General features: G+C 60.0%; 25 protein-coding genes. 8 read left to right on the forward strand and 17 right to left on the reverse strand.

Annotated elements, in window-relative coordinates; translation table 11 throughout:
* Positions 1 to 189: 189 nt before the first annotated feature.
* Genes CJ178_RS07335 through CJ178_RS07345 form a run of 3 tightly spaced genes read left to right on the forward strand, consistent with a single transcriptional unit; the run spans position 190 to position 4,684 of the window.
* Positions 190 to 1,014 (forward strand): FAD binding domain-containing protein, encoded by an 825-nt coding sequence (locus CJ178_RS07335; RefSeq protein WP_033230890.1) that lies wholly within the window; start codon positions 190 to 192, stop codon positions 1,012 to 1,014.
* Positions 1,011 to 3,716: a molybdopterin-dependent oxidoreductase gene (locus tag CJ178_RS07340; protein ID WP_095886445.1), complete on the forward strand. Its 2,706-nt coding sequence runs from the start codon at positions 1,011 to 1,013 to the stop codon at positions 3,714 to 3,716. Before CJ178_RS07335 ends, CJ178_RS07340 begins: the two co-directional genes overlap by 4 nt.
* Positions 3,713 to 4,684 carry an antibiotic biosynthesis monooxygenase gene (locus CJ178_RS07345; RefSeq protein WP_045070134.1) on the forward strand — a complete coding sequence of 324 codons (972 nt, stop codon included), beginning with the start codon at positions 3,713 to 3,715 and terminating at the stop codon, positions 4,682 to 4,684. The genes CJ178_RS07340 and CJ178_RS07345 overlap by 4 nt, the downstream gene beginning before the upstream one ends.
* A 209-nt stretch (positions 4,685 to 4,893) precedes the next feature.
* Here the strand turns inward: CJ178_RS07345 and CJ178_RS07350 are convergent, their stop codons facing one another.
* From CJ178_RS07350 to CJ178_RS07365, 4 genes are all read right to left on the reverse strand, one after another.
* Positions 4,894 to 6,264 carry an HNH endonuclease signature motif containing protein gene (locus tag CJ178_RS07350; protein ID WP_095886446.1) on the reverse strand — a complete coding sequence of 457 codons (1,371 nt, stop codon included), beginning with the start codon at positions 6,262 to 6,264 and terminating at the stop codon, positions 4,894 to 4,896.
* Positions 6,265 to 6,396: 132 nt separating this feature from the next.
* The gene (locus tag CJ178_RS07355; RefSeq protein WP_373557474.1) at positions 6,397 to 9,504 is read right to left on the reverse strand and encodes a multicopper oxidase family protein; all 3,108 of its coding nucleotides are present in this window, start codon (positions 9,502 to 9,504) and stop codon (positions 6,397 to 6,399) included.
* A 137-nt stretch (positions 9,505 to 9,641) separates the two neighbouring features.
* The gene (locus CJ178_RS07360; RefSeq protein WP_095886448.1) at positions 9,642 to 10,667 is read right to left on the reverse strand and encodes a cation diffusion facilitator family transporter; all 1,026 of its coding nucleotides are present in this window, start codon (positions 10,665 to 10,667) and stop codon (positions 9,642 to 9,644) included.
* Positions 10,664 to 11,077: an ArsR/SmtB family transcription factor gene (locus tag CJ178_RS07365; protein ID WP_095886449.1), complete on the reverse strand. Its 414-nt coding sequence runs from the start codon at positions 11,075 to 11,077 to the stop codon at positions 10,664 to 10,666. Before CJ178_RS07365 ends, CJ178_RS07360 begins: the two co-directional genes overlap by 4 nt.
* A gap of 103 nt (positions 11,078 to 11,180) precedes the next feature.
* Here CJ178_RS07365 and CJ178_RS07370 point away from each other — a divergent pair, with 103 nt between their 5' ends.
* The 3 genes from CJ178_RS07370 (at position 11,181) to CJ178_RS07380 (ending at position 12,959) form a co-directional block, all read left to right on the forward strand.
* Positions 11,181 to 11,606, forward strand: a complete 426-nt coding sequence (locus CJ178_RS07370; protein WP_033230896.1) for a nitroreductase/quinone reductase family protein — start codon at positions 11,181 to 11,183, stop codon at positions 11,604 to 11,606.
* A gap of 25 nt (positions 11,607 to 11,631) precedes the next feature.
* Positions 11,632 to 12,219, forward strand: coding sequence for a DinB family protein (locus CJ178_RS07375; protein WP_095886450.1), 588 nt, complete (start codon positions 11,632 to 11,634; stop codon positions 12,217 to 12,219).
* Between the two features lie 128 nt (positions 12,220 to 12,347).
* Complete coding sequence (locus CJ178_RS07380; RefSeq protein WP_095886451.1) at positions 12,348 to 12,959, forward strand: glyoxalase; 612 nt, start codon at positions 12,348 to 12,350, stop codon at positions 12,957 to 12,959.
* Positions 12,960 to 12,967: 8 nt separating this feature from the next.
* Here CJ178_RS07380 and CJ178_RS07385 read toward each other — a convergent pair whose 3' ends face one another.
* The 4 genes from CJ178_RS07385 to hisI all read right to left on the reverse strand — a co-directional run bounded on the left by CJ178_RS07385 (position 12,968) and on the right by hisI (position 14,745).
* On the reverse strand, positions 12,968 to 13,357 hold the full coding sequence (locus CJ178_RS07385; protein WP_095886452.1) for a DUF2784 domain-containing protein: 390 nt from the start codon (positions 13,355 to 13,357) through the stop codon (positions 12,968 to 12,970).
* A gap of 73 nt (positions 13,358 to 13,430) precedes the next feature.
* Positions 13,431 to 14,057: an SRPBCC family protein gene (locus CJ178_RS07390; RefSeq protein ID WP_095886453.1), complete on the reverse strand. Its 627-nt coding sequence runs from the start codon at positions 14,055 to 14,057 to the stop codon at positions 13,431 to 13,433.
* A 24-nt stretch (positions 14,058 to 14,081) separates the two neighbouring features.
* The gene (locus CJ178_RS07395) at positions 14,082 to 14,375 is read right to left on the reverse strand and encodes a DUF1905 domain-containing protein (protein WP_033230901.1); all 294 of its coding nucleotides are present in this window, start codon (positions 14,373 to 14,375) and stop codon (positions 14,082 to 14,084) included.
* Positions 14,376 to 14,400: 25 nt separating this feature from the next.
* Entirely contained in the window at positions 14,401 to 14,745 is a 345-nt protein-coding gene (hisI, locus tag CJ178_RS07400; protein ID WP_033230902.1) for a phosphoribosyl-AMP cyclohydrolase, read from the reverse strand.
* Between the two features lie 129 nt (positions 14,746 to 14,874).
* On the opposite strand from hisI, the gene CJ178_RS07405 reads away from it, so the two are divergent.
* A complete protein-coding gene (locus CJ178_RS07405; RefSeq protein ID WP_033230903.1) occupies positions 14,875 to 15,411 on the forward strand; it encodes a universal stress protein in 537 nt (178 codons plus the stop codon).
* Between the two features lie 307 nt (positions 15,412 to 15,718).
* On the opposite strand, the gene CJ178_RS07410 is transcribed toward CJ178_RS07405, so the two are convergent.
* From CJ178_RS07410 to CJ178_RS07425, 4 genes are all read right to left on the reverse strand, one after another.
* Positions 15,719 to 16,057: a hypothetical protein gene (locus tag CJ178_RS07410; protein WP_045070155.1), complete on the reverse strand. Its 339-nt coding sequence runs from the start codon at positions 16,055 to 16,057 to the stop codon at positions 15,719 to 15,721.
* Between the two features lie 57 nt (positions 16,058 to 16,114).
* Positions 16,115 to 16,624: a DUF3558 family protein gene (locus CJ178_RS07415; protein ID WP_373557446.1), complete on the reverse strand. Its 510-nt coding sequence runs from the start codon at positions 16,622 to 16,624 to the stop codon at positions 16,115 to 16,117.
* A gap of 101 nt (positions 16,625 to 16,725) precedes the next feature.
* Entirely contained in the window at positions 16,726 to 20,058 is a 3,333-nt protein-coding gene (locus CJ178_RS07420) for a protein kinase domain-containing protein (protein ID WP_095886454.1), read from the reverse strand.
* Between the two features lie 116 nt (positions 20,059 to 20,174).
* Positions 20,175 to 21,656: a flavin-containing monooxygenase gene (locus tag CJ178_RS07425; RefSeq protein WP_095886455.1), complete on the reverse strand. Its 1,482-nt coding sequence runs from the start codon at positions 21,654 to 21,656 to the stop codon at positions 20,175 to 20,177.
* Positions 21,657 to 21,733: 77 nt separating this feature from the next.
* Here CJ178_RS07425 and CJ178_RS07430 point away from each other — a divergent pair, with 77 nt between their 5' ends.
* On the forward strand, positions 21,734 to 22,363 hold the full coding sequence (locus CJ178_RS07430) for a TetR/AcrR family transcriptional regulator (protein WP_084703054.1): 630 nt from the start codon (positions 21,734 to 21,736) through the stop codon (positions 22,361 to 22,363).
* Here the strand turns inward: CJ178_RS07430 and hisF are convergent.
* From hisF to hisH, 5 genes are read right to left on the reverse strand one after another with little or no spacing between them, the layout of a single operon-like run.
* Positions 22,360 to 23,133 carry an imidazole glycerol phosphate synthase subunit HisF gene (gene hisF / locus CJ178_RS07435; RefSeq protein ID WP_033230908.1) on the reverse strand — a complete coding sequence of 258 codons (774 nt, stop codon included), beginning with the start codon at positions 23,131 to 23,133 and terminating at the stop codon, positions 22,360 to 22,362. The two genes, CJ178_RS07430 and hisF, sit on opposite strands and share 4 nt — an antisense overlap.
* Positions 23,130 to 23,963: an inositol monophosphatase family protein gene (locus CJ178_RS07440; RefSeq protein WP_095886456.1), complete on the reverse strand. Its 834-nt coding sequence runs from the start codon at positions 23,961 to 23,963 to the stop codon at positions 23,130 to 23,132. The genes hisF and CJ178_RS07440 overlap by 4 nt, the downstream gene beginning before the upstream one ends.
* Positions 23,964 to 23,972: 9 nt before the next feature.
* Positions 23,973 to 24,707 carry a bifunctional 1-(5-phosphoribosyl)-5-((5-phosphoribosylamino)methylideneamino)imidazole-4-carboxamide isomerase/phosphoribosylanthranilate isomerase PriA gene (gene priA, locus CJ178_RS07445; protein ID WP_033230910.1) on the reverse strand — a complete coding sequence of 245 codons (735 nt, stop codon included), beginning with the start codon at positions 24,705 to 24,707 and terminating at the stop codon, positions 23,973 to 23,975.
* 19 nt (positions 24,708 to 24,726) lie between these two features.
* Positions 24,727 to 24,990, reverse strand: a complete 264-nt coding sequence (locus CJ178_RS07450) for a membrane protein (protein ID WP_033230911.1) — start codon at positions 24,988 to 24,990, stop codon at positions 24,727 to 24,729.
* Entirely contained in the window at positions 24,987 to 25,622 is a 636-nt protein-coding gene (gene hisH / locus CJ178_RS07455) for an imidazole glycerol phosphate synthase subunit HisH (RefSeq protein ID WP_033230912.1), read from the reverse strand. The genes CJ178_RS07450 and hisH overlap by 4 nt, the downstream gene beginning before the upstream one ends.
* Between the last annotated feature and the right edge of the window lie 19 nt (positions 25,623 to 25,641).

Below are 25,641 nucleotides of genomic sequence, written 5' to 3' on the forward strand. Positions count from 1 at the left end.
TCCGAGCTCGCAAAATGCAAGAGGCGGAACCCGCCCCGTACTCAGACGTACCCAAAATCTGAAATCGCATGCACCGACCAGTTGGACTTAATTCCGATTGGTCTGAAATACCCGAAACATGTGAATGCGCTTCGTGTACTCGGTAATGTCGCAGTCCGGTATGTCACTTCCCCGAGGGGAGCACGACGCATGGACCTCACCACCATCAACGACGTAGTTCGGCGACCACCGGATCGCCCCGGTGCGATCTGGCGGGTCGGCGACGCGTGGCTTGCCGGTGGTACATGGCTGTTTTCAGCAGAACAGCCCGATCTGGATCGCCTTGTCGATCTGACAACGCTGGGCTGGACGCCGCTGGAAACACACGCGACCGGTCTCACCATCGGCGCAACCTGCACGATCCACGACCTGTATACGTTTGTAGCGCCGGGTGATTGGCCGGCCGCTCAACTCTGTCGTATCAGTTGTGAGTACTTCCTGTCCTCGTTCAAAGTCTGGAACAGCGCAACCGTGGGCGGGAACATCTGCATGTCGCTGCCCGCCGGCCCGATGATCACGCTGTGCGTCGCACTCGAGGCGACATACACGCTGTGGTCCACCGACGGCACCGAACGAATCGTCGACGCCGCCGATTTTGTGATCGGAGACCACCAGAACATCCTCGAACCGGGCGAGGTGCTTCGTAGCATCGACATTCCGATTCACGCGCTCACCAAACGTCACGCCCACCGCCGATTCAGTCTCACGCACCTCGGCCGTTCCACCATCTTCATGATCGCTACTCGGACACCGGGGACTACTGATCTCCTGCTCACCATCACCGCCGGAACAACCCGACCGATCCAACTGTCGTTTGCCACCATCCCGGACCGCGATTCTCTGCAGCACGTCATCAATGCCATTCCTGAAGCTGCCTGGTTCGACGACCCGAACGGCACCCCTGACCACCGCCTTCACCTCGCCCGGCATTACGCCGAGGAGCTGCGCCTGGAACTGAGCGAGGACCGGTTATGAGCTACGTGGTGAACGGCAGGATCTTCAGCGAGCAGCCATTCGCCGGGCAGTGTCTCCGTACCTTCCTCCGGACACTCGGCCATCACGGCGTCAAGAAAGGATGTGACGGGGGCGATTGTGGAGCCTGCACCGTCTGGCTTGACGGCGCTCCGATCCACAGCTGCATCACCCCCGCCTTTCGAGCCGAAGGTCGGGATGTCACGACTATCGAAGGCCTCGGCACTCCGGAGAATCTGCACCCGATGCAGGCGCAGTTCCGCGACGCGCCTGGATTTCAGTGCGGCTTCTGCACCGCCGGCATGATCATGACGGCGGCAGCATTGACCGACGATCAGAAGGACGACCTGCCGCGCGCCCTGAAAGGAAACCTGTGCCGCTGCACCGGGTATCGAGCGATCGAGGACGCGGTCAACGGAGTCAGCGCGATCGAGGTCGCACTACCCGGGCAAGCAGTAGGGACAAGCGTCGGCGCACCCGCCGCTACCGATATCGTGACCGGCCGCGCCGAGTTCACGATGGATACAACGATCGATACATCGACGGGCGGGATGCTGCATCTGAAGGTGCTGCATTCACCGCACGCCCACGCGCGCATCGCCTCGATCGACACTGCTGCTGCGCTCGCCGTTCCCGGAGTGCACCGCGTCTATACCTGGAAAGACGTGCCGCGCAAGCGTTTCACGACGGCCATCCATACCGACCACCTTGTGGATCCCGACGACACCTACATTCTCGACAACGTGGTGCGCTTCGTCGGGCAGCGGGTGGTAGCCGTACTTGCCGAATCCATTGCCGCAGCCGAAGAAGGTCGTCGCAGAGTTGTGGTCGAGTACGAGGTTCTCCCGGCTGTTTTCGATCCAGAGGAGGCGATGGCCGATGGCGCCCCGCCATTGCACGGATCGGACGACCCGTTTGTCCGCGACCCCGAACACAACATCCTGCTCGAGATCCATGGGCATGACGGCGACGTGGACGCCGGGTTTGCAGCGGCGGACGTGATCCACGAAGGCACGTACTTCTCGCCCCGGGTCCAACATGCGCACCTCGAAACGCACGGTTCCATCGCCTGGATGGAGGACGAACGCCTGCACGTACGCACCAGCTCGCAGTCGCCGTCGATTGCCAAGGTCAAACTCTCCCACCTGTTCGATCTGCGCCCGGATCAGCTTCGCGTGTTCTGCAAACGGGTGGGCGGCGGATTCGGCGGAAAACAAGAGGTGATCACGGAAGACCTCGTTGCACTGGCAACACTGGACACTGGCCGACCCGTCAGCCTCGAGTTCACGCGCGAAGAGGAGTTCACCACCGCATCTCCGCGACATCCGATGAAATTGACCATCAAATTGGGCGCCACGGCGGACGGGACGCTGACCGCATTTCAGTACCGAAACATCTCCAACACCGGCGCCTACGGAAACCACGGCGGTGAAACGTTGTTCGCCGGCGGAGCTGCCGTCTCGCTGTACCGATGCGCAAACAAGAAGTTCGACGCGTATTCCGTCTACACGAACAACGTTCCGAGTGGAGCCCTGCGCGGTTACGGGATGACTCAGCCCGCATTTGCCGTGGAGTCCGCGATGACCGAACTCGCACTCGCGTTGAACATGGACCCGCTGGAACTGCGCCGACGCAACATCGTGCGGCCAGGCGATTCACTTGTGGCGCTCGAGGACGGACCCGATGACGTCATCTTCACCGAAGACGGGCTCGGCCAGTGCATCGACCTGGTGGACTCCGCTTTGGATCGCACGCCGGTCCCATCTCTCGGCGAGGACTGGCTCATCGGTACCGGCACGGCCAGCTCGTTACACGAGACCGCACCACCCACTGAGCACATCTCGGAGGCGTGGCTCACGCTCGGCGACGACTGTATGTACGAACTTGCCATCGGCACAGTCGAATTCGGCGAAGGAACGTCCACCGCTCACGTCCAGATCGCCGCGAATCAGTTGGGAACCACACCGTCCCGCGTGCGAATCATCCAGTCGGACACCGACCGTACCGGTTTCGACACAGGCGCTTTTGCCAGTGCGGGCCTGTTTGTAGCCGGAAACGCTGTCTTGCGAGCATCGAATGCGTTGCGAGATCGCCTACTTGCCTTTGCCGCACACCACACTGGCGTTGCAGTCGATCAGTGCTCGATGGACGACGACAAGATCGTCTGCGCAAGTACACGATTGACTCTGCAGGAAGTTCTCGACGCCGCGAGGCAACGCGGGATCCGATTTACCGTGGCCCGCAAGGCCTACGGATCGCCGCGGAGCGTGGTGTCCAATACTCACGGCTTCCGCATCGCGGTGCACCGGATAACCGGCGAAATCCGGATACTCTCCAGCGTTCATGCGACCGACGCTGGTGTGATCATCAATCCTGCACAAGTTCGAGGGCAAATCGAAGGTGGCGTCGCGCAGGGAATCGGCTTTGCTCTCACCGAGAACTTTCATGTGGACGCAGCCGGCGCGATGATGAACCCGAACTTGCGAAACTATCGCATTCCCACGTATGCAGATGTTCCTCGCACCGAGGTGATACTGGTCGATTCGGCTGATTCCGTCGGCCCACTCCGCTCGAAAGGCATGGCGGAGTGTTGCATCAACCCGGTCGCCCCCGCCCTGGCGAATGCTGTGCATAACGCGACCGGCACCCGATTCCGGTCGCTTCCCCTCACTCCTGAACGGATCTACACGGGGTTGAACCGATGACCGCGGAAACATCCGCCGACAACATCGCCACAGTCATCATCGGTCAGCGGGTACACGCCGGAATGGCAGAGCAGTTCGAAGTCTGGCAAAAGGACCTCAACCGGGCTGCCGCGGGCTACGCCGGATTTCTGGGCACCGAAGTGTCCGCGCCGACGGCCATCCACCCGGAGTGGGTAATCGTGTATCGCTTCGACTCCATCGCTCATGTTCAGGCCTGGATCAACAGCGCGACACGTCAGGATTTCCTCGAGCGCGGCCGCCAATTTTTCGACGGACCCGGTACCCAACAGGTAGTGAGTGGCGGGATCAAACCACCCGATCCACTTCTCACCGTTGTCGTGTCACACCGAGTCAGTGATGACAACATCGAGGAATTCCTTGCCTGGCAAGACCGCCTGCGCGAGGTGGAAAGCACGTTCGAGGGATTCCGCGGCACCGAACTTTTCCGACCCGTCGACGGAGTCCAAGACGAATGGACCACTCTCTACCGCTTCGACAGCGCCGCCCATCTCGATACCTGGCTGACCTCCCCCGAACGTCAGGAACTCCTTGCCGAGGGGCGTAGGTTCCACGATTTCGAATTGCGCACCGTCGACAATTCATTCGGCAGTTGGTTTGCGTTCGACGAGAACGGCAACGAAGCCCCACCACCATCGGACACCAAGACTGCGATCGCGGTGTGGGTTGGCCTGTACCCGACTGTCGTCTTGCTGACCTTGGCATTGTCACCACTGAAAATGCCGCTCTGGCTTGGGTTGTTGGTGGGAAACCTTCTCTCGAGCTTCATCATGAGTTTCTTCACGATGCCTTATTACGTGAACCGTCTGCTGAGTCGCTGGTTGCGTCCGCCGGCCGATGTTCCCGCGGCGAAAATAAATGCTCAGGGTTTGGCGATCGTCGCAGCGGTGACAGTGTTCTGGGTTGTGGTGTTCTATCTCGTCACTACACAGATCTGGTCGCTGCCCTGATCGCACAGCACCACGCAGCAGCACTGAACGCAAAGCGGTCCCTCCCCATCATCAGCGGAATCCTACTTACCCGCTTTGGCCCTCACCACGAATATGCCGTGCGAACCCGTGGTGTTTGCTTCAGGAGCTGCGCATGCGTGTTGGCTTCGCATCGTCTTGACTGGTGATGCGAAGCTCTCACACGGTATTCAGTTCCGGCAGAGCCGGATTCAGTCTCGATGCACTGGCCCTTGGCGGGTGGTGGAGCGTCGGCGTCGTTGTTTCGGGTCGATTGCGGCTGGTGGGATGAACCAAGGTTTGTGATCGGTGCCCATCTTGACTTCCCAGATGCCGCGGAACCCGCTGGTGCTGTGGATCAAACGGTGATGATTTCGGCAGAGGAGGGTGAGATTGTCCATCACCGTCAGGCCTCCGACCGACCACGGTTTTATGTGGTGGGCGTCGCACCAAGCGGGTACTGCATCGCAGTTGGGGAAGGCGCAGCCTTTGTCGCGGGCGATCAGTGCCGTGCGCTGTTCTGGCGTGACGAGGCGTTTGTGCGGCGTCGCATCCAGCGGCGCACCCTTGCCGTCCATCAACACCGTCGAGAGCATGCAATCGCAGGCGAGCATCCGGGTCAGGCTCACACTGAGTGGTCCCATCCACGGCATGTACCCGACATCAAGATCCTCGACATCAGGCTCATCGTCATCGAACGCACTGCCGTAGAACTCGCCATCATCCGATGCGGCTTCGCTGCGCGTGGTCGCGCATTCACGGTGCTCGGCAAGATCTTTCGCAGTGATGTGCACATTCACGTGCGGACGCTGGCCACCGTCAACACCGGTCATGGCATTGTCGAGATACCGGCGAATCAGTTCCGTGAAGGCATCGGCAGTGCGCTTGGCAGCCGACCGCTGATCCGGGGTTCCGTCCGCGGCCGGTTTCGGCATCGACAACCCCGAGAGAGCCGACAACAACATTTCACCAGTGAGTGCATCGAAATCACCCTTGATCGCGACCCGTCCGTTCAACGTCGGCGAAATCCGCAAGACGTTGAGGTCGTCGTCCTCACCGGGCGGGGTGTCGTCGGATTCGAAGATCCGCTCCAAAACCGCAATCGCGTAGCGGAGTTTAATGGTGGTCGCCTCCACCCCGGATGCCGCGGCGAGCAGGGTTGCCATGCAGGACGGTAACGCTCTGTCGGGCATTCCTTTTGGCGGAGATTCACAGAACGCGACGATCATTGCCGCATGATCGAGCGAGAGATCACCGGCCTCGAACTGCGCAGCAATATCCGGGAACCCCCGCAGTGCAGCACCGAGGGCGGCGATCTTGTTACCGGCCGCATTCTGCAACATCGTATTCGCCGCCAACCACCGACCCACACCTCGATAACACAGCACCTGCTCATCAGGATTGAGCGCCAACTCATCTACTGCGGCAACCCGAATCGCTTCCAACCGAAGAATTTCCGCAGACGCACTCACGGCAACGTCCCGAACCTCAGCCGGTCGCAATCGCCACAACCTGCCACGCACACCTACTGCCGAACCGGCTACAACATCCCCCACTGCAGTTGAATCGCAAACCGTCGTCATCAGAGCCTCCCCACCCTTACCGCAAGTATACTCGAACATTCATTCGATTCAAGGGGCATTTCGGACAGGTTTCCGGAGATCTACGCTCGAGAACTTCTGACATACAACAGCATTCGATGTTCGACCGAAGCACTAGCGACCTCCTAGCGGCAACACTCCGATCCCATTCACATACGGCGGCATGGTTCCGATCAGGCTCGGCGTTAGCGTCGTCGCAGACGGATCTGCACGTCCCAGAGAAAACTTCCGAACTTCGGCACTCGCTCCGCTGCTACCGCTAATCAGCAATTCCGCCCCCGTTGTGGTGCTGGTAGTCGCAACGCTCACGCCGGAGAGCCCCTCGAACGGATCGAAGGACGCAATCTCCCGAAAGGCAACGTCGGTTGAGTGGTGGTCGGGGCTTTCCAGATACATCTCAGGTGATCCGTCGAGGCGTGATCCGCTCGAGAAGATTCGCACCGTTCCGTCTCCGCCGCTCATCCCGGCGACTATGGATTTCGCGCCGCCTTCCGCACCGGCCACCCAACCGGTCGACAGTGATACCCCACCTCGATAGCTCTGATCGAATGCCAAGAACTGCGAGGTCGCCACCGGCCCACCTGTGTGTCCTTCATGTTCGTCGGTCTTTCCGGCGGCTGCTGTCGGCTCGTACAGGTCATACCGGAACGTTTTCACCAACGGCTCGTCGCCGGGTCCGGGAGCAGTCACGATGCTCGCCCGGCCGGAATGCGCGTCGACCATTCCCGTGGCAATGGTGACTCCGCTGCTCGAACCCGGATATGGGATGAACGATCCGAATTCGGCCGGCGCCGACTTCTTGTCCGTCGGCAGTACGGTGGAGTAGATCTTGACCTGCGATTCCATACCCGGGCCGGAGGCCACGATAATGTTGTCCGCCAATGCATTTCCGTCGATATCGACGCCGGCGACGTTGACACCACCACGGAAACCCGCATCAAAAGGAGCAAACCGTGCCAGTTCGTCGGTGAACGGTGGCCCGTCGACCGCGTTATACGCCACGACTTCCGGTGCCCCTCCACCTCCGGTTCCAGCGATGAGGTCGAGCACCATGTCACCGTTGACGTCTGCCATCGCCACGCTCGGGGTTCCCTCGAACGACGGGAATGGCGTCACGGTTGTCAGCAACGTATCGCCGTTCGCGTCGAAGATCTGCACTGTTGCAGGCACGCCGGGAGAGCCGGGCACCGCAACCGCATACGTCGACACTTCGGGAATCACGTTCACCGTCGCCATCAAACCGTTGTCCTCGTGATTGAGGCGATGGCAATGGATCACAAAGGTCCCCGTGTATTCGGTGAACTTGGTACGCAGCGTCACCGACGCCGGTACGAGCGCGTTCTCATTCTCGTCCGTCACAGGCGCAGGCACGTTGACGTTGTCGATCCCCCACTGCTGCACCCCGGTTGTGGTCCCGGCAACAGGATCCACAACCTCCATCACTTGAAAGTCATTGACGTGGATATGCATTGGATGCTCGTCATTATTGAGGTTGGTAATTGTCCATTCCTCGACGGAGTTCAGCCGCGGCTGAATCAGGGGGATGTTCGGGAAGGTGTTGTCGGCGAACTCATATGTGAAGGCTTTCGGGTCACTGTTACTGGCCTTGTTGTTTCCGAATCCACCAGAGACAGTCAGGTTGCGGGTCACATCGGGACTCACTGCTGCGGTATCCACGAACGACGTGTAGGCATCAAGTTTCTGACCGAACTCGAAAGGTGTTGTCTTGCCTTCACCTTCGTCTGGCGTTGCTCGGATCAGCTGCTGGGTCGGGAAGGTGAAGAATCCGTCGGCGTAACTGATCACCGACGGGTCGACGGTGACGGTTCCGAGCTCAGCAGGCGGATTATCGGTACCGTTGTTGGTGTAGAGAATGCCAGGATTGCTCACCGGTTGTGCACCGTCGAGCGGCGGCATTTCCAGCACCAGATCACCGGACTCCGGCATCGTCACCGCGATCGCGTATCGCGACGCCGGCGGAATCACGAGCCTGGTTCCGTCACCGTCCACCGGCGGCCTGACCTCGGAGAACGGGTTTCCGTCCTGACCCACTATCGCGAACCGCGGATGGTGGCCTGTCGCGGTTTCCGTCAACGTAACCGGCATGTATGCGAAGTCACTGATATTGGCGAGTACCCAGATTTCGGTCTGACCCGGCTTCAGTCTCAACGAAGGTTGGAACTGTCCGTTCACGGTGTACTGCACATCGCGTTGATTGTCCGGCAGCGACAGATCGGCCGGAACGTTCGTCGATTCGCCAACGAAACTCTGCAGATTTGCGGGGACAAACTGATTCTGACCACGATGGTTGGCCGGTGACAAGGGCCCGCTGTACCAGTTGGTGAAATACTGTGAGCCCTCCGTGGTTTCCGAGAAATTCACCGGCGCGAGACTCGGGCGGTACGAGCCGTCGGCAAGTTCCTGACCCGTCGGCGGATCCAAAGTGCTGACAAATTGTGGCCACATCGCGTCATTGAGTTTTCGGCCCAGGCCTTTGCGGTCAAAAATGAAGTTGTACTGCAGTGCCATATCGCGAACTGGTATGTCATTGGCCGTCACTATCGGCAAATTCCCATCGGGGCGGCCGATTTCCAGCAGTCCCGCGAGTCCCATATATGTCTGTTGAGCAGTGAGCGTGTGACGGTGGCTGTGGTACCAGTACAAACCGTTGGGCATCGTTCCGGGAATCGCGTAGTCGTAAACATTCCCCTGCCCGGCGGGAATGTTGAGCAACACGTTGTCGGCATTACCGTCCGGACTGACGTGCACGCCATGAGTGTGCAGATTGAGCGGCGCAGACGTCAGCACCGGAGGATAGATCGGTACTTCACCACCCGCCGGAGTGAATGCGGGATCGTAGAAGTCCTCGATCGTGAGATCTTGCAAGTCGTTGTCGTAGTGGACAATCAAACGCTCGCCAGGATTAACCCGCAATGTCGGAGCCGGATACACATCGGTTCCGGAACTCGACCCATCAGACGCTGCGCCACGAATGACGTCGTATCCGAAGAGCAAGAAGTCCGACACTGTTCCCGACGCAGTATCAAGCGGCACCGATCCCTGGTGCGCAGACAATCGCACCTCGAGAACACCGTCCACGCTACTGAGTTTGATCGGTTCCCGGAAGTCGGCCGGCGCCCCGTCCGATCCGTAATTGGCGCCGGCACCAGATACCGGATCACCCGTTGCGCAGGCAGCCAAGGCCACCGTCAATGACACCACTATCAGGGCGACGAGCGACCTTCTGTACCGAGCGATCACTGGTTTCCCCGTTCCGTGGCGGCGTGAGATACGTCCGATCGACGCTTCGTAGCGTACCGAGGAAACCCCTAGTGAACAGGATATTCAGAACAAAGTGGTCATGTTGTTGTGTGCCTGTCGAGCGTAGTGTGAGCGGGGTACGCATGAACCAACGCTGAGGACAGCTTCGGAACCGCGTGCGTCAATGTGTGTTCGGCGCTGTGCGCAATCGCGTGGGCCTCCGCAAGACTCGCAGATGGATCGATATCGAGTTCGGCATCTGCGTGCAACCGATGACCGATCCACCGCATCTTCAAGCCGCGAACCCCGAGAACGCCGGGTTCCGCACGCAAAGCGGTTTCAGCGTCGTCCACCAACTCCGGTTCGACGCCGTCCATGAGACGTCGCAACACGTCACGAGCGGCGCTGCGGAGCACGGCAACTATGGCAGCGGTGATGACAAGTCCGATGATCGGGTCTGCAAGCGGGAATCCCAACGCAACTCCCCCGGCACCGAGCAGAACTGCCAATGACGTGAATCCGTCTGTCCGAGCGTGTAATCCGTCGGCGACCAGTGCGGCGGAACCGATCTGCCGACCGACCCTGATCCGGTACAACGCCACAAGTTCGTTGCCGACGAAGCCCACCAGACCTGCGGCAGCAACCCATCCCAGATGATCGATCTCGATCGGGTTGATGAGCCGCCTAACTGCCTCGACACCGGCAACCACCGCAGACAGCGCGATCATGGCCAGGACGAACAGTCCGGCCAAGTCCTCGGCACGGCCAAATCCGTAGGTATATCGACGCGTTGCCGCTCGTCGTCCAAGAGCAAAGGCAATCCACAGCGGGATCGCGGTAAGCGCATCCGAAAAGTTGTGAATGGTGTCCGCCAGCAGCGCCACCGACCCGGAGATCGCAACGATCGCCACTTGCACCGAAGCAGTGATTCCCAACGCCACCAAGCTGATCTTGACTGCCCGGATACCGATCCTGCTCGATTCGAGAGCGTCGTCGACGCTGTCGGCCGCGTCATGACTGTGTGGCGCAAACACGTCACGCACGGCAGACCGGAAACCACCGCGAGGATGGCCATGGCCGTGGCCGTGGCCGTGGCCGTGACCAACAGTGGGTTCGTGCGTCATGACGCCCCCTCCTCCTCATTTCCGCGAGGCACGCGCTCAGGATGTATCTCACGGAGTTCTCCGGCGGTGCGGTGATGCCCCGGCAAGCCTGGACCGGCGTGCTCGGCATTGAAGACTGCGTCGGTAACCAGTTGGCGCACATGGTCGTTCTCGAGGCGGTAGAACACAGTGGTGCCTTCACGACGGGTTCGCACCAATCGAGCCATCCGTAGTTTTGCCAGGTGCTGCGACACTGACGGCGCGGGCTTTCCGACGCGCTCCGCCAGTTCGTTCACCGAGCACTCTCGATCGACCAGCGCCCAGAGAATCTGCACACGCGTCGCGTCAGCGAGCATCCGAAACACCTCGACGACGAGGTCCACCTGATCGTCGGGAAGCTTCCGCCTACAAATCTGACTATCTGCGTTCATGCGTAGATAATAGATCAAGTATGTCTGAACACAATCCCTCGCATCCCAAGGTGTGCCAAGATTTTGTTATCGAAACCCCCACAGTCCTAACCAGGAGACGACGATGAGTACTGACGACTGGAACGCAGACATCATTGCCCAATTCCGAGAAAATCAAGGTCACGTGGGAGGCCCCTTCGAAGGCGCACCGATGGTGTTGGTCCACCATCGAGGCCGAAAGTCCGGACGTGAATTCGTCAGCCCGATGATGTACCTGGCCGATGAGGAAGACCCCGACACCATCTACGTCTTTGCGTCCAAAGCCGGCGCCCCCACCAATCCGGATTGGTACTACAACCTCACTGCAACGGACCACGCCGAAATCGAAGTCGGCACCGAAAAGTACTCGGTTGCTGTCAGCGACGTGACCGGCGACAAACGCGACAAGATCTTCAACGAGCAGGCCAAGCGGTATCCCGGTTTTGCAGAGTACGCAGAGAAGACGGCTGGAATCCGCACTATTCCCGTGATTGCTCTCCGACGCACGTAGCTAGCGACGCAGGCAGAGTGAGTACATGAACGCAACTGAATTCGACTGGAATCGTACGCTCCGCGAGCAGTGGGAATTCCATTGGAACCATCAGATCAAAACTCGACTCGTCGGTCTCACCGACGACGAGTATTTCTGGTCCCCGGTGCCCAATGCCTGGAGCATCCGTCCTCGCGGCCAGTCGACGGCACCGATGCATGTCGGCGCTGGAGAGTTCGCGATCGACTTCGCCTTTCCCGAGCCGGTCCCACCGCCTTTCACGACAATCGCATGGCGACTCGGCCACGTCATTGTCGGTGTGCTTGCCGCGCGGAATGCTTCACACTTCGGCGCTGCCGCCGCGTCGTACGAGACCTGGGAGTATGCCGGCACCGGGGCCGAGGCACTCGAGCAACTCCAGACGCAGCTCGATATCTGGCTCGCCGGAGTCCGGAGTCTTGGCGAGAGCGGCCTGCGGGAACCAGTCGGAGCGAAGGAGCCTTACCCCGAATTGGCGATGGCCGATCTGGTGCTGCACATCCACCGCGAGCTGATCCATCATCTGTCCGAGGTCGCCCTGCTGCGCGACCTCTACACCCACACCAGATCTGTTGATATCCAGGCAAACCCGTAGCAGCCCGGAGCGCGCACAAAACCGATCAGGAATCGAGAAGCGTTGGTTGCCGCACCGAAACTAGCGTTACAGACATGAATTCACCACGTGATACCCAGTCCGCTCGCATATCAACGAGGAGCGCCAAGATGACCACCGCAGAGTCCGTGATCCTCGAAGTCCCCGATACCGCAGCCGCCCAATCCTTTTACGATGCTTTCGGCGTCGGAGACCGCGTGAGTGTACGAGCGTCGGAGACACCGACAACAGGGTTCCGCGGCCACACGCTTTCGCTTGTCGTGTCGCAGCCGAACATCGTCGACGCCTTCGTCGATGCGGCCCTCGAAGCCGGCGCCACAGTGTTGAAGCCCGTCAAGAAATCGTTCTGGGGATACGGCGGTGTTGTACAGGCACCCGACGGCGCAATCTGGAAAGTGGCAACGTCGTCGAAGAAGAACACCGGCCCAGCGACCCGGGAGATCGAAGATCTCGTGCTGTTGCTCGGCGTCGAGGACGTCAAGGCCAGTAAGCAGTTCTACGTCGATCACGGTCTCGAGGTGTCGAAAAGCTACGGACGCAAGTACGTCCAGTTCACAGCTCCCCCGAAAAAGCTCACGGTTGCCCTGTACGGCCGGAAGGCCCTGGCCAAAGATGCCGGCGTCGCACCCGAAGGCACCGGATCGCGTCGAATCATCATCACTGGTGACGGGGCGCCGTTCACCGATCCGGACGGCTTCACGTGGGAGACCGGACTCGCCTGAAAACACCATCAACGGCGTGGCTGCGCCCCCACCGACGCAGACTTCACATGCCGTCCGAGCAAGACGTATCCCACCCAGGAACCCACGACCACTGTCGCGGCAACGCCCTGGACAATCGCTTCGATACTGACCGGATAGAAAACGCCGGCAATGTAGTGAGAGATGAACCCTGCGGGCGGTAATTCGGAACTTCCCGCCATCCGACGGGCCCAGTTCTCGAGATGCGTGAGCGGGCAGTCATATCCGATCAGGACCGAACCTGCACCCCACGCGACTGCGACGAGGTGAAAAACAATTGTATGACGCCACTTCCACGCCACGAAACCACCGAAGACCACGTAGAGAATGAAGCTGAAGTGAACGAATACCGTCGCACTTTCGATGAGCCGGTACACCATCGTTGTCTCCGCTCGTGGCGCGGAAGTCCCGCAACAACCAGACTATTCCGATGTTAGTCCGCGGAGATGATCTCTACCCGGTGTATGCAGCGGTTGTTCGTGCGGCGGCGGCTCGCGCCTGCGCAGGATCGTCGCCGGCAGCAATCACGGCGTCAGCCCACAACTCACTACTGGCTGCCATGAATGCCTTGGCTTCGTCACTTGCCGACCACTCCGGCGTCTCCAGCGGTGTGTTGGTTCCCTGTTCGACGTGTTGCGCCAATCCCAGCAATCCCATGTCCCAACCGACCCCAACGGCACCTGGCCCGTATTCACTCCAACGATCCGGGTCGACATCGGCAGTGTGATCGAAATCGAATAGTGTTTCCCCGCTGGAGGTTTCGATCAATTTGATCGTCACGTAGCTGACGTCACCGCCGTATTCCCAGGTGATCTTCAGTGTGTGCGGCGCGGTGCACGCCAGAATCTCACCACCGGCATTGCCGTCGAGTTGATAGCGACTACCGAGTCGGGCGTCGCCTGAAACAGGCATGAACCACTGTGGAATGCGATCCAAGTCGGCTATTGCCGACCACACCGTCGTGATCGGAGCCGCGAGTTCACGCGACATGTGGAGCGATCGCGTTTTCCCCTCGTCGCCACTGACCCCGCTCAGGCGCCGGGTTACCAATGGCAAAGAGTCAACTGCTTCAGCGACCATGACGCTCCTTCATCAAGGGAAAAGTCAGCTCAAACGCTGCTGCAGGTGAACCGACACTTCTTCGCCTGCCGCGCTCTTACCGATCGCTTTGCACAGCGCTACCCGCAGTGGCAACCAATGCGGTCCGTCGCCTGAGGGCATCAAGGTCGCTTCGAAGGGGTGCTCACCGTCCAGCGTGCCGACAACCTTGACTGCTCGCCGGGTACCGAGCAGGTCCGCCGACCCCGGCACGGTCAGATACGTCGCAAACGCGCCGTCCTTCTCGATCGGAGAGGTAAACGAATAATCGAGCGGTTGCGGAGTCTTCGTCGCGGCCATAATGCTCCCCTTCGGTGAAGTTTTCCTACTCTGCAGCGAGCAGTACGTCGGTATCGAAGCAGGTGTGTGTGCCGGTGTGGCACGCAGCGCCTTCCTGATCGACGATCAGAAGGACTGAATCGCCGTCACAGTCGAGGCGAACTTCGTGGACATACTGGGTGTGGCCCGACGTCTCCCCCTTGACCCAGTACTGCTGACGTGAACGCGAATAGTACGTTCCCTTACGGGTTTCCAAAGTGCGAGCGAGTGCTTCGTCGTCCATCCACGCGACCATCAACACATCGCCTGTGGACTTTTCCTGCGCGACTGCGCTGAACAGTCCGGCGTCATTTCGCTTCAGTTTTGCTGCAATCGCGGGGTCAAGACTCATAGGACGTTTATACCGTCCCACGGCCTCTCCTGCGGAATCCGCCTCCGGAAACTCAGTGGCGACAGCCGTAAAGTAGTTGTCAAAGTTCCGAATTCGTAGATTCGTTCGCCTGGTTAAGGAGAACTCGCGATGAAGAAGCATCATGACGGACCACACCCCGAGCACACCTTCCACCTCGAGAGTCCGGCAACAGGCATCGCCAATCCACGCCATGTCGTGGTGGGCATCGGCAGCGAACCGTCGAGCGTCGACGTGCTGGACTTTGCCCTCTCGCTGGCCACCGCGGAAGATGCATCACTTCATGTCGTTCACTGCATCGATGCCGAGGACCAACCCGTGGAAACCGATTCACCTCAGTTCGAGAAACGCCTGAATTCCGCGATGATCACTCAACGTGAACGCGCACTCTCTGCTTTGACATCTCACCCCGGCAACTGGACATACGACTGCAAGCACGATGACCCGGCAGATCTCATCGTGTCGACGGCGGAGAAGTACGACGCGTTCACCATCGTGATCGGGGCGCCGCGACGAGGTCCGATTTCCGCGATGAGTCAGTTGCTGCACAGTTCTGTCACCTCGCGCCTGGACCGCCAGAACAGATACCCGATTGTCATGGTTCCTGCCGGGGTGAAGTCGAGGACATGGACGCATAAGTCGACGTAACTATCGCCGGCAATATTGCACTGTCATGTTCGCTTCCCTTCAGACCAACTGCTGCCGCCCGACGATTGCGCAGGTCGTAACCTCTCGAATCTAACAGGGCGCGACCACACTCAATCTCCAACGAACCAGAGATATCCGTGTCGACGGATTGCAGATTTCGCGGCGCAGTTTTCAGATCCGTGATCAATTGTTCTTCTTGATCATTTTTCGGAATTACCATTGACAATTCGTTCAACAGGAACTGCAATTGATAGCTGTTGAACATAGTATGGCAATATGTGTCAATCCGTCCGATAATGAACATAATTCAGTTGGTCTGACCCACACCCCTGAGAGAGTCAACATTGGTTTGGTCTTGTGTTACTGCATTGTCGATGCACTTCTGAAAGTACGCGCGCATGCCATCGACTGCGGCGATGTGACTTTCCAACGCATTCACCAATGAGTCTGGACTACCAAATGCCTTTTCTTGAAATTTTCCTTGGAGAGCAAGACCGGAGTTCAGAGTACCGAAACCTCCAAACTGCTTGATGTGTTGGGCATCGTTTACTAACGATCGATACTCGGCGATCAGTACCTCACATGCAATCGCCAGCGGTTTTGCAACATTCGGGTCAACGCCGAATACCTGATCCGAATTTGACACTGATCTCACACTCACTCTCAATAACTCGATTTTCGGTCAAGACAAAATCCCACCCCTTCAGGACAGCAGCGGAACGATAGTTTGCGCCGCCCGCTCTACTAGTGCGCATGGCGTTTCAGGCCGGTCGATACTAAACTTTGCACCCACACGAACCATCGCGGTTGACTGAGCTGTCGCGAAGGCTACGTTGCATGCCAAATCCCCGTCATCGCCCTGTTCCTGGTACACAAGAATGCTTCGTCCCGCGATTTCGTCTCGACGCAAATCTCGAATCGTGGAATTTTTCTCCACAGCATCGAGTGAACGATCCGCTGACGTGAGTCCGAGATAGAACCACGAGCCCTCCCAGCTACACACGTTGAATCCATCGATGTGCGTGTTTAGGAGGTCCACACGCTGCGTGCCGGGATCAACACCCAAGCTCAACAGCTCATCGTGACTCAGAACTGCGCACGGATCGAACATTCCGATCGAGTCGACCGGGTAAGCCTCACCCACAACCGTCGAGGAACATCCCCCAAGTAGAGCGACCACAGAAACCGACAGACAAGCGCCCCACGGCCTCACAGCACTCCCCCTTGTCCACTGGCTTCACCCAGTTGGACGCACGGGAGTACCGCACGGTTCCGCCCGACTGCATCCATTGCGACAAGTCATGATCCCCAGCGCTACGAGGGCTGCTCCAACTCCCACGCCGCGAGTTGTGAGCGCGAGGTGAAACCGAGCTTTGTCAGAATGTGCTCGATATGCCGTTGCGTGGTCCGAACCGAGATTGCCAGGTTATCCGCGATGGCTTTGTTATCCAGGCCGACAGCGACGAGGTCGGCAACCTGTTGTTCGCGCGCACTCAATCCGGCCTCTTGGCCTGTAGCCGACGGATTCTCTTGCAGCGCAAAGGCTACGGACTCGTGAAAGTCCAGGGCGTGCCCTTGATTCCGGGCACTGCGAAAAGCCTGGCCGCCAAGCGCACGAAGCGTTTCCTGCTCGCATCGCTGCCGGTAGTTTCCCAAGCTCGGAAACAGAACCGGAGAACTGTTCACCATGTCGACGATCGCCTCGGCGGCGCCCATCAAGACCACGGCGCGACGTTCGTCGTGTTCGGCGCCGGCAATCCATGCAAGCGCGTCCAGGCACACCGTCGCTGTGAGCGGTTCCTCGACGCGTTCGGCGATACGCAATGCCTGTTTGACAAGGTCCGCTGCGTAAGCGAGATCTCCTTGACGCCAGACCGCGACGCCCATCGACCACAGCGAGTAGGACCGGTACACCGATTCGCCGGTGCGCTGCGTGATCGCAAGAACCTGCTCATGGCAGGAGATCGACTGGTCCGTCTCGCCGTTGGCTTCGTACGCCATCCCGAGCGTGTTCAGAATCCACACCCGCAAGGCGAGATCATCGCCGGTGCCGACCAGGTCCAACGCCTTCCGGAGGTAGTCACACGCGCGCGCAGTGTCGCCGAGAAACAGTTCGAGGCAGCCTTGCGCTTGGATCACCCTAGCCTGCGAGGTCCACTCGTCGAGATGCTCGGACAAGTCCAGGTGATCGAACACATCCAGCTTTTGGGACAGCTCGACCGCTTCGGCAACACGCGCCGCCGCGACATCGAGCGCACCCTGGATTTCGGCGAGAACGCCACTGGCACATAGCGCTTTGATTCTGTCGACGGTCGGATGCTCGACATCGATGTCCAGGAGGTGATCGAGCCAATAGCGCCCCTCGCTGAAAAGTCCACGCGAGAGCCAGAATGGGAAGAGTGCGCCGGCGATCTGCAGCCCGAGGCGGTCGTCACTGTGCGTCGACTCCGCGTAGTCCATCGCGTCGCGGAGATTTGATTGTTCTCTCCCCAATCGATCAATCCAGTCCTTCTGCCGGGCACTGATCCATTCGGTTTCCGCTTCCAGCACCATCTTTCGATACCAGTCGCGATGTTGCCGCCGCAACAAACCGTAGTCGCCGGATTCCTCTGCCTTCTCGCGGCCGTAGTCGTGGAGCGTATCGAGCATCCGGAAACGCACGACCGTTTCCGATTCTTCGCGGATCAGGATCGACTTGTCGACCAGCGAGGCCATTCCGTCGAGCAACTCGTCCGCACTGTGATCGCCGCAGCAAATGCTTTCCACTGCATCGAGTTCGAAGCCACCGGCAAAAACGGACAGCCGCGCCCACAACTGCTGTTCCCACCTGGTGCAGAGGTCGTAACTCCAGTCCATGCACAACCTCGAGGTCTGTTGACGGGACGGCGCATTACGACTACCGAGTGTGAGAAGCTTGAACCGGTCGGTCAACCGATCCAGGATCTGTTCGACGGACATCGAACGCAATCGGGCTGCAGCCAATTCGATGGGTAGGGGCAATCCGTCGAGCCGCTGACAAATCCGCGCAACCGTGACCTTGTTTCCCTCAGTCAGCTCGAATCCAGGCAATGCCGCGGCGGCGCGATCAGTGAACAGCGTGATCGCGTCGAATCTGGACAGACCGTGAATCGACGTTTCGCGGTCGGGGGCGGGCACGGACAACGGCGGCACCCGAAGGACAGTCTCGCCACCGATACCGAGCGGTTCACGACTGGTTGCGAGAATGCGAAGGTCCGGACACACACGCAGAAGAAACGTGACCAGATCGGCTACTGCATCAACCAGGTGTTCGCAGTTGTCCAGCAAAAGCAGAACGTTCCGATTGGCAAGAAAGTCAGCCAATACGTCGTCGAGGGGGCCGGTTCGGTCTCTGATCCCGAGCGAGGACGCAACAAGTTCGGCAAGCAAAGACGCGTCCTGGAGTTCGCCCAGTTCGGCTACGGACACTCCGTCGTCAAATTTCTGTCGCAGATCCGCTGCGACTCTCACCGCCAGCCGAGTCTTTCCTACGCCACCGATACCCGTCAATGTGACCAGCCGCGATTCGAGAATCTTCGCTTTGGTTTCGGTCAACTCTCGCCGCCGACCGATGAAGCTGGTCAGTTCCAACGGCAAATTGCCGGAAGGGGGCGGGGACGTGGTTGTCGCAGACGAGCCTGCGTATCTGACGAGGACATTGCCATCTGACGCTCCGGAGTTCTGCTGACTTTCCTCACCCGCTTCAGTTGCCAGCAGCGCCATATCGGTAACGGGAAAACCTTTAACCGACTGGATCTTCCGAAGGTCTTCGCCGAATTCGCGGGCAGAAGCAGTCCGCCGAAGTGGGTCGCCATACATCGCGTGCTCGATCGCCGCGGACATCCCTTCCGGGATTCCCAGTTCACGGAGGTCGGGAATCGGCTCGGTCGTGATGCGCAAGAACTGCGCGATCAATTCCTCGCCGCTGCGACGTTGGAATGCCGCGTGCCCGGACACAGCGCAGAACAATGTTGCACCGAGACCGTAGATATCTCCCGCAACGCTGGGCGGCTCTCCGCTGAGAATTTCGGGTGCCGTGAACGCCGGCGATCCCGTCACGGTACCGGTGGACGTCTCGAATCCGCCCACGATGTGCGCGATACCGAAATCCGTGATCGCCGGCTCGCCATAGTCGGTGAACAGGATGTTCGCAGGTTTGACGTCTCGGTGGAGGATCCCGAGTCGATGAGCACTTTCGAGAGCGCCGGCAATTTTCACTCCGAGCCGAAGAGTCTCGTTCAGCGACAGCGGACCCGTCGAACGAATTCTTGTTTCCAGAGATCCTCTCGGGTGATACGGCATCACGATGTACGGGTGACCGCTTGCCGTGGTGCCGACGTGCAAAACGTTGACGATGTTCGGATGGCCGGTCAGCCTCCCCATCACGTGTTGTTCCCGGACGAAGCGAGCATCGTTTTCCTGTTCAACGCTCGCGGTCAGGACCTTGACAGCAACGATGCGATCCAAGCGCGGCTGCGAACAGCAATAGACGACGCCGAAGCCTCCACGCCCGATCTCGCGAGCGTCCTCCAGCCCCGACATCTCCAGTTCGGAGACGACGTTCGACGTATCGTGCGCCGTGCTGAACGGATCAGCACGCTGCGTACCAAACGGATCGATTTCCGACATCAACCTTGCACCAACCAACCCTCCCCGAAGATTCGCTGGCACTGATCTCGAGAAGCCCAAAATCAGGATATCCCTTTTTACCGCAGCGCACCGTCGCCCTCGGCCAGGAAACAAGCTCAGGAGATCGAATAGGCCTCGAGAGGGAAGCGCTTCGCCTCGACAAATGCGTTGCGCGTCGATGTCGGCCGCAGGATAGCCGCCTCACCGTGCTGATTGAAGTAATAGCTTCGCGCGGTCTGGCAACTGCCGCCGTAGAAAACGGAGTCCGCCAGGTTTTCGGTCATTCGGTCGAGAAACTCGGTATTGGCGGCCTCGGTGACCTCGAAGGTGTCGGCTCCTCGCCGCTTCAATTCACCGAACAGTCGCTCGATGTGCTGCATCTGCGATTCGATGGTCGTGAAGTAGGACAGCCCGCTGTACGAATAGGGACTCGCGAGGGTAAGAAAGTTAGGGAAATGCGGGACGGACACTCCCTCATACGCCTGGAAACGGTTGTCACGCCACCACTTTCCGAGATTTCTGCCCTCTCGGCCGATAACCTCGATGGCCGGGAAGTTGACGTCCCACAGATTGAACCCAGTAGCCAGCACCAGAGTGTCGATCTCGGTCTTACGACCGTCAACCGTGACGATACCGTCGGCGGCAATGTGGTCGATAGACGCGGTCTCGAGGTGAACGTTTCGTTTGGTGAATGTACGGAAGTAGCTGTTGGAGAAGGTAGGTCGCTTGCATCCGAAATCGTAGTCGGGAGTGAGCTGCTTACGCAGCGCCGCGTCGCGGACCTGCGAGCGCAGGAAGGCACGCGATGCTGCTGCGGCGCCCTTGTTGAGCAACTTCACCTGCTTGTAGTGCAAGACAGCGCTCACCATGATCATTTCCAGAATTCCGGAACTGACAGCTCGCGCGATCCGCTGGGTCAACGGAATTCGGGAGAAGAGCTTCTGGACGGCCGACGGAATGGGGACGTCGAGCTTGGGAACAACCCAGATTGGCGTGCGTTGGTACACGGTCAGATCCGCGGCTTGGCGCGCAACTTCGGGAATGAGTTGCACTGCAGTAGCGCCGGTTCCGATGATTGCCGTCTTTGTACCGGCAAGATCGTACGAATCGTCCCACGCCGTGGTGTGAATGATCTTGCCCGCAAATTCGTCGATGCCGGAGATATCCGGCCGATGCGGCTGAGAGAGAAAGCCCGTCGCCGTCAGTAGATAGGTCGCGGTGATCTCAGGCTGCCCCTCCACGGACACCACCCAGTGCGCCTCGTCCTCGTCCCACCGCGCGCCGTTCACCACGGCGCCGAACGTCATATGGCGTCGTAGGTCGTACTTGTCCGCGACATGGTCGGCATACTTCTTCAACTCCGCACCTGGCGCAAAAAGCCGCGACCAGTGCGGATTGGGCTCGAACGAATACGAGTAGGTGACCGACGCGATGTCGACCGCCAATCCCGGATAGCGATTGACGTGCCACGTTCCACCCAGATCATCCTCGCGTTCGAGGATCGCCAGGTTGTTCAGGCCCAACCGCTTGAGTTGAATGGCTGCGCCCATTCCGCCAAAGCCCGCCCCGACCACTACTGCGTCGTACTGCACTGCCATCAGTTGAAATCCCCTCGTGAACCGCACATCAGAAACTGACACGTCATTCCGTTATGGAAAACGGTATCATCTTCAGCGTGACGAAGGCCATAACCCGAGCGGAGCGAAAAAAGGCGGAACTACGCCGCGAGATCATCGACGCATCGTTCGAGTGTTTTGCCCAACGGGGCTATCACGCCACCGGAATCGCTGATATTGCAACAACTCTCGGTATCGGCCACGGCACGTTCTACCGATACTTCGAGAACAAACGCGACATCATCGATCACGTTATCGACGATCTGATTGCCAAGATCATCGACGCACTGGCCACCGACAACGCGCCGGACGCAGCCAACACCTTGGACGAGTACCGAGCTCAGGTAGCCCGCATCGCGGATGTACTCCCCCGTATCTTTTTCGACGACCCACGGATCCCGCGGGTGCTGCTCTTCGAGACAACGGGGGTCGACGCCGACCTGACGGGCCGGATGCTCGACCTACTCGACCAGGCCGCCGCACTGACGGCCGGATATCTCAGTCACGGCGTCGAATGCGGATACCTTCGCGCCGACCTCGACATCGCGAATACGGCCCAGGCCGTCAACGGCATGATGCTGGCCAGCGGCATACAGGGACTGCGAGCCGAGTCGTCCGTGGACTGCACCGCCCTCAATCAGGCGATCACCCGGATGATGTTCGACGGAATCCGAGCAGAAAACACCTAGCGGACAACAATCCCTTCGGCGCGCATGGCGTCCTTGACCTGCGGGATGCTCAGGTCACCGAAGTGGAAGACACTTGCCGCGAGGACTGCGTCGGCGCCTGCTTCGACGGCAGGCGCAAAATGTTCGACCAGACCGGCGCCGCCGCTGGCGATGACCGGAACGTGAACAGCGGCACGGACAGCGCGGATCATCAGGAGGTCGAAACCGGCCTTGGTGCCGTCGGCGTCCATGGAGTTGAGCAGGATCTCTCCGACGCCCAACTCTGCGCCGCGCTCGGCCCACTCGACCGCGTCGATGCCGGTTCCGCGCTTGCCACCGTGCGTCGTGACCTCCCAGCCGGACGGAGTGTCCGGCTGGCCCTGCGGAACCGTCCTTGCGTCGACGGACAAGACGATGCACTGCGAACCGAAACGCTCACTCAATTCCTTGAGCAGTTCAGGACGTGCGATGGCTGCGGTGTTGACGCTGACCTTGTCGGCTCCGGCGCGCAGCAGGCGGTCGACGTCCTCGACCGTGCGTACACCGCCGCCCACCGTCAGCGGAATGAAAACCTGCTCGGCAGTACGACTTACGACGTCGAGCATCGTGCCACGATCAGACGTCGACGCGGTCACGTCCAGGAAGGTCAGCTCGTCGGCGCCTTGGGCGTCGTACGCTGCGGCCAGTTCGACCGGATCGCCCGCGTCGCGAAGGTTCTCGAAGTTGACACCCTTGACCACTCGTCCGGCATCGACGTCGAGGCACGGGATCACACGAACTGCGAGGGTCATGACGTTGGTCCTCCTGAGGACGAAGCGCGCGGATCACCGAGCGATGTAAGGATGTCGAGAATTTCACCGTGAACACCGGGAGCGGCAGCAAGTACCGAACCCGATTCTACGGTCCACGGGTTACCGGCGAGGTCGGTGACCACCCCACCTGCCGCGCGTACAAGGGCAACGCCCGCCGCATTGTCCCACGCATTGTGCCCATAGACGATTGCGCCGCCTAAAATGCCTGCCGCGGTGAAGGCCAGATCAACTCCCGTGCTGCCGTGGATACGGATACGGGAAGACACCTTGCTGATTTCGGCCAGTACTTCCAGCCGATAGCTGCCGGGAATTCGTCCGCGACTCTTCACGTTGAGCGCACCCAGCGCGACGATCGACGACGCCAGATCAGTGGATTCCAAGGGTGGTACAGCACTGCCGTTCACCAGCAACGGGCCGCCTGCTTTTGCCGCGTAGGTATGTCCGATCAACGGCAACCAGGTCAACCCCAGGACCGGAACGCCGTCGTCGAGCAATGCCAGCAGAGTTCCGGCCTGCGGGAGCCCGGCCGAGTAGTTGAACGTGCCGTCGACGGGATCGAGAACCCAGACGAGCCCGGACTCGATGTCGGGCCCGCCGAATTCCTCGCCGTGCACTTCAATCCCGGTGCGATCGAACAACTCCGACGACAACCGCTTCTCGAGCGCGAGGTCCACCTCGGTGGCAAAATCGGCCCAACCCTTACGGACTGCGCTCGGCGAACCCACACCGGCAACAAACTGATCGTGAACGCCGTCAAGCAGCCCACCGGCAATCGCGAGGAGTTCGTCGAGGTCACGCGGCGGGTTCATCAAGCGAATCTAACCGGAAACTGCAGCAAGTGCTTCAGGAAGGGTGAAGCGGCCGGCGTACAGCGCCTTGCCGACAATCGCGCCTTCGACGCCCTGATCAACGAGGCTGGAGATGGCCAGCAGATCGTCGATGGTTGAAACACCACCGGATGCAACAACGTGGGCGTCGGTCACGGCGCACACCTGGCTCAGAAGTTCGAGATTGGGACCGGTGAGGGTTCCGTCCTTGGATACGTCGGTGACGACGTAACGCGTGCAGCCGTCACGGTCCAGACGAGCGAGGGTTTCCCAGAGGTCTCCGCCGTCGGTGACCCAGCCGCGCCCGCGGGTACGGTACTGGCCGTCGACCAGACGCACATCGAGGCCGACGGCAATCCTGTCGCCGTACTTGGCCAATGCACGAGCGCACCACTCGGGATCTTCGATGGCAGCGGTGCCGAGGTTGACGCGAGCACAGCCGGTGGCCAGTGCAGCTTCGAGGGAGGCGTCGTCACGGATTCCACCGGACAGTTCGACCTTGACCGTCAGGTCACCGATGACGCCTGCCAGCAGTTCGCTGTTGGATCCGCGCCCGAAGGCGGCGTCGAGGTCGACAAGATGTACCCATTCGGCACCGTCGTTCTGCCACGCAAGGGCGGCGTCGCGGGGCGACCCGTAACCGGTCTCACTTCCCGCCTCTCCTTGCACGAGGCGAACAGCTTCACCGTTGACAACATCCACAGCAGGCAAAAGGACCAGGCTCACGTGCGATAACCCTAGTCGGTCAGGACCTTGAACCGTGTGTCGGGTCTTGATCACCGTCGCCGAAGGCATTTCGCGTCATCCGCTTCGACACGACGCCCATCGCCGCGATGGCCGCGCCAACCCCGACGAGGCCGATCACGAGCCCCACGACGGGCGTCGGATCCACCAGAACGACGATCACCGTCGTGACTGCCAGAACAGCCACGGCGGCGCCGAGCGAGAACAGCGCAAGACGAGCCAACGAGAAGTTGTCTCCGCTGTACTTGCCGGAAGGTCCGGTCACAAACTCTGCACCCAGTTGCTCAGCAACTCAGCACCCGCATCGCCCGACTTCTCGGGGTGGAACTGCGTTGCGGACAGCGCACCGTTCTCGACGGCAGCGAGGAACTTTCCGCCGTGATCGGCCCACGTCAGTTTGGGAGCAGCGATGTGCTCGGACGGCGGCAGTTCCCAGTTCTGCACACCGTACGAGTGGACGAAGTAGAAACGGGTGTCCGCGTCGATGCCCTTGAACAGCGTGCTGGACTCGGGTGCTTCGACGGTGTTCCATCCCATGTGCGGCAACACATCGGCCTTCAAGCGCTCGACAGTGCCGGGCCACTCGCCGCACCCTTCGGCTTCGACGCCGAATTCGACGCCGCGCTCGAACAGGATCTGCATACCGACACAGATGCCCAGAACCGGCCGTCCGCCCGCGAGGCGCTGACCGATGATCCGCTCACCCCGAACCTCACGCAGGCCCTCCATGCACGCAGCAAAAGCGCCGACGCCGGGAACGACCAGGCCGTCTGCGGCCAGCGCCACCTTGGGATCGCTGGTTACCTCCACCTGTGCGCCGGTGCGCGCCAATGCGCGGGTGGCCGAATGCAGGTTGCCGGAGCCGTAGTCGAGGACGGCAATCGTGGAAGCGCTCATGCCCCAACTCTATCGGGCA

The sequence above is a fragment of the Rhodococcus sp. ACPA4 genome, from assembly GCF_002300185.1.
Classification (GTDB): domain Bacteria; phylum Actinomycetota; class Actinomycetes; order Mycobacteriales; family Mycobacteriaceae; genus Rhodococcus_F; species Rhodococcus_F globerula.

Bases quoted from the DNA above. Each gene is read 5' to 3' on its own strand.
- CJ178_RS07335 (WP_033230890.1), top strand. From the start codon at position 190: ATGGACCTCACCACCATCAACGACGTAGTTCGGCGACCACCGGATCGC.
- CJ178_RS07340 (WP_095886445.1), top strand. From the start codon at position 1,011: ATGAGCTACGTGGTGAACGGCAGGATCTTCAGCGAGCAGCCATTCGCC.
- CJ178_RS07345 (WP_045070134.1), top strand. From the start codon at position 3,713: ATGACCGCGGAAACATCCGCCGACAACATCGCCACAGTCATCATCGGT.
- CJ178_RS07350 (WP_095886446.1), bottom strand. From the start codon at position 6,264: ATGACGACGGTTTGCGATTCAACTGCAGTGGGGGATGTTGTAGCCGGT.
- CJ178_RS07360 (WP_095886448.1), bottom strand. From the start codon at position 10,667: ATGACGCACGAACCCACTGTTGGTCACGGCCACGGCCACGGCCACGGC.
- CJ178_RS07365 (WP_095886449.1), bottom strand. From the start codon at position 11,077: ATGAACGCAGATAGTCAGATTTGTAGGCGGAAGCTTCCCGACGATCAG.
- CJ178_RS07370 (WP_033230896.1), top strand. From the start codon at position 11,181: ATGAGTACTGACGACTGGAACGCAGACATCATTGCCCAATTCCGAGAA.
- CJ178_RS07375 (WP_095886450.1), top strand. From the start codon at position 11,632: ATGAACGCAACTGAATTCGACTGGAATCGTACGCTCCGCGAGCAGTGG.
- CJ178_RS07380 (WP_095886451.1), top strand. From the start codon at position 12,348: ATGACCACCGCAGAGTCCGTGATCCTCGAAGTCCCCGATACCGCAGCC.
- CJ178_RS07385 (WP_095886452.1), bottom strand. From the start codon at position 13,357: ATGGTGTACCGGCTCATCGAAAGTGCGACGGTATTCGTTCACTTCAGC.
- CJ178_RS07390 (WP_095886453.1), bottom strand. From the start codon at position 14,057: ATGGTCGCTGAAGCAGTTGACTCTTTGCCATTGGTAACCCGGCGCCTG.
- CJ178_RS07395 (WP_033230901.1), bottom strand. From the start codon at position 14,375: ATGGCCGCGACGAAGACTCCGCAACCGCTCGATTATTCGTTTACCTCT.
- hisI (WP_033230902.1), bottom strand. From the start codon at position 14,745: ATGAGTCTTGACCCCGCGATTGCAGCAAAACTGAAGCGAAATGACGCC.
- CJ178_RS07405 (WP_033230903.1), top strand. From the start codon at position 14,875: ATGAAGAAGCATCATGACGGACCACACCCCGAGCACACCTTCCACCTC.
- CJ178_RS07420 (WP_095886454.1), bottom strand. From the start codon at position 20,058: ATGTCGGAAATCGATCCGTTTGGTACGCAGCGTGCTGATCCGTTCAGC.
- CJ178_RS07425 (WP_095886455.1), bottom strand. From the start codon at position 21,656: ATGGCAGTGCAGTACGACGCAGTAGTGGTCGGGGCGGGCTTTGGCGGA.
- hisF (WP_033230908.1), bottom strand. From the start codon at position 23,133: ATGACCCTCGCAGTTCGTGTGATCCCGTGCCTCGACGTCGATGCCGGA.
- CJ178_RS07440 (WP_095886456.1), bottom strand. From the start codon at position 23,963: ATGAACCCGCCGCGTGACCTCGACGAACTCCTCGCGATTGCCGGTGGG.
- hisH (WP_033230912.1), bottom strand. From the start codon at position 25,622: ATGAGCGCTTCCACGATTGCCGTCCTCGACTACGGCTCCGGCAACCTG.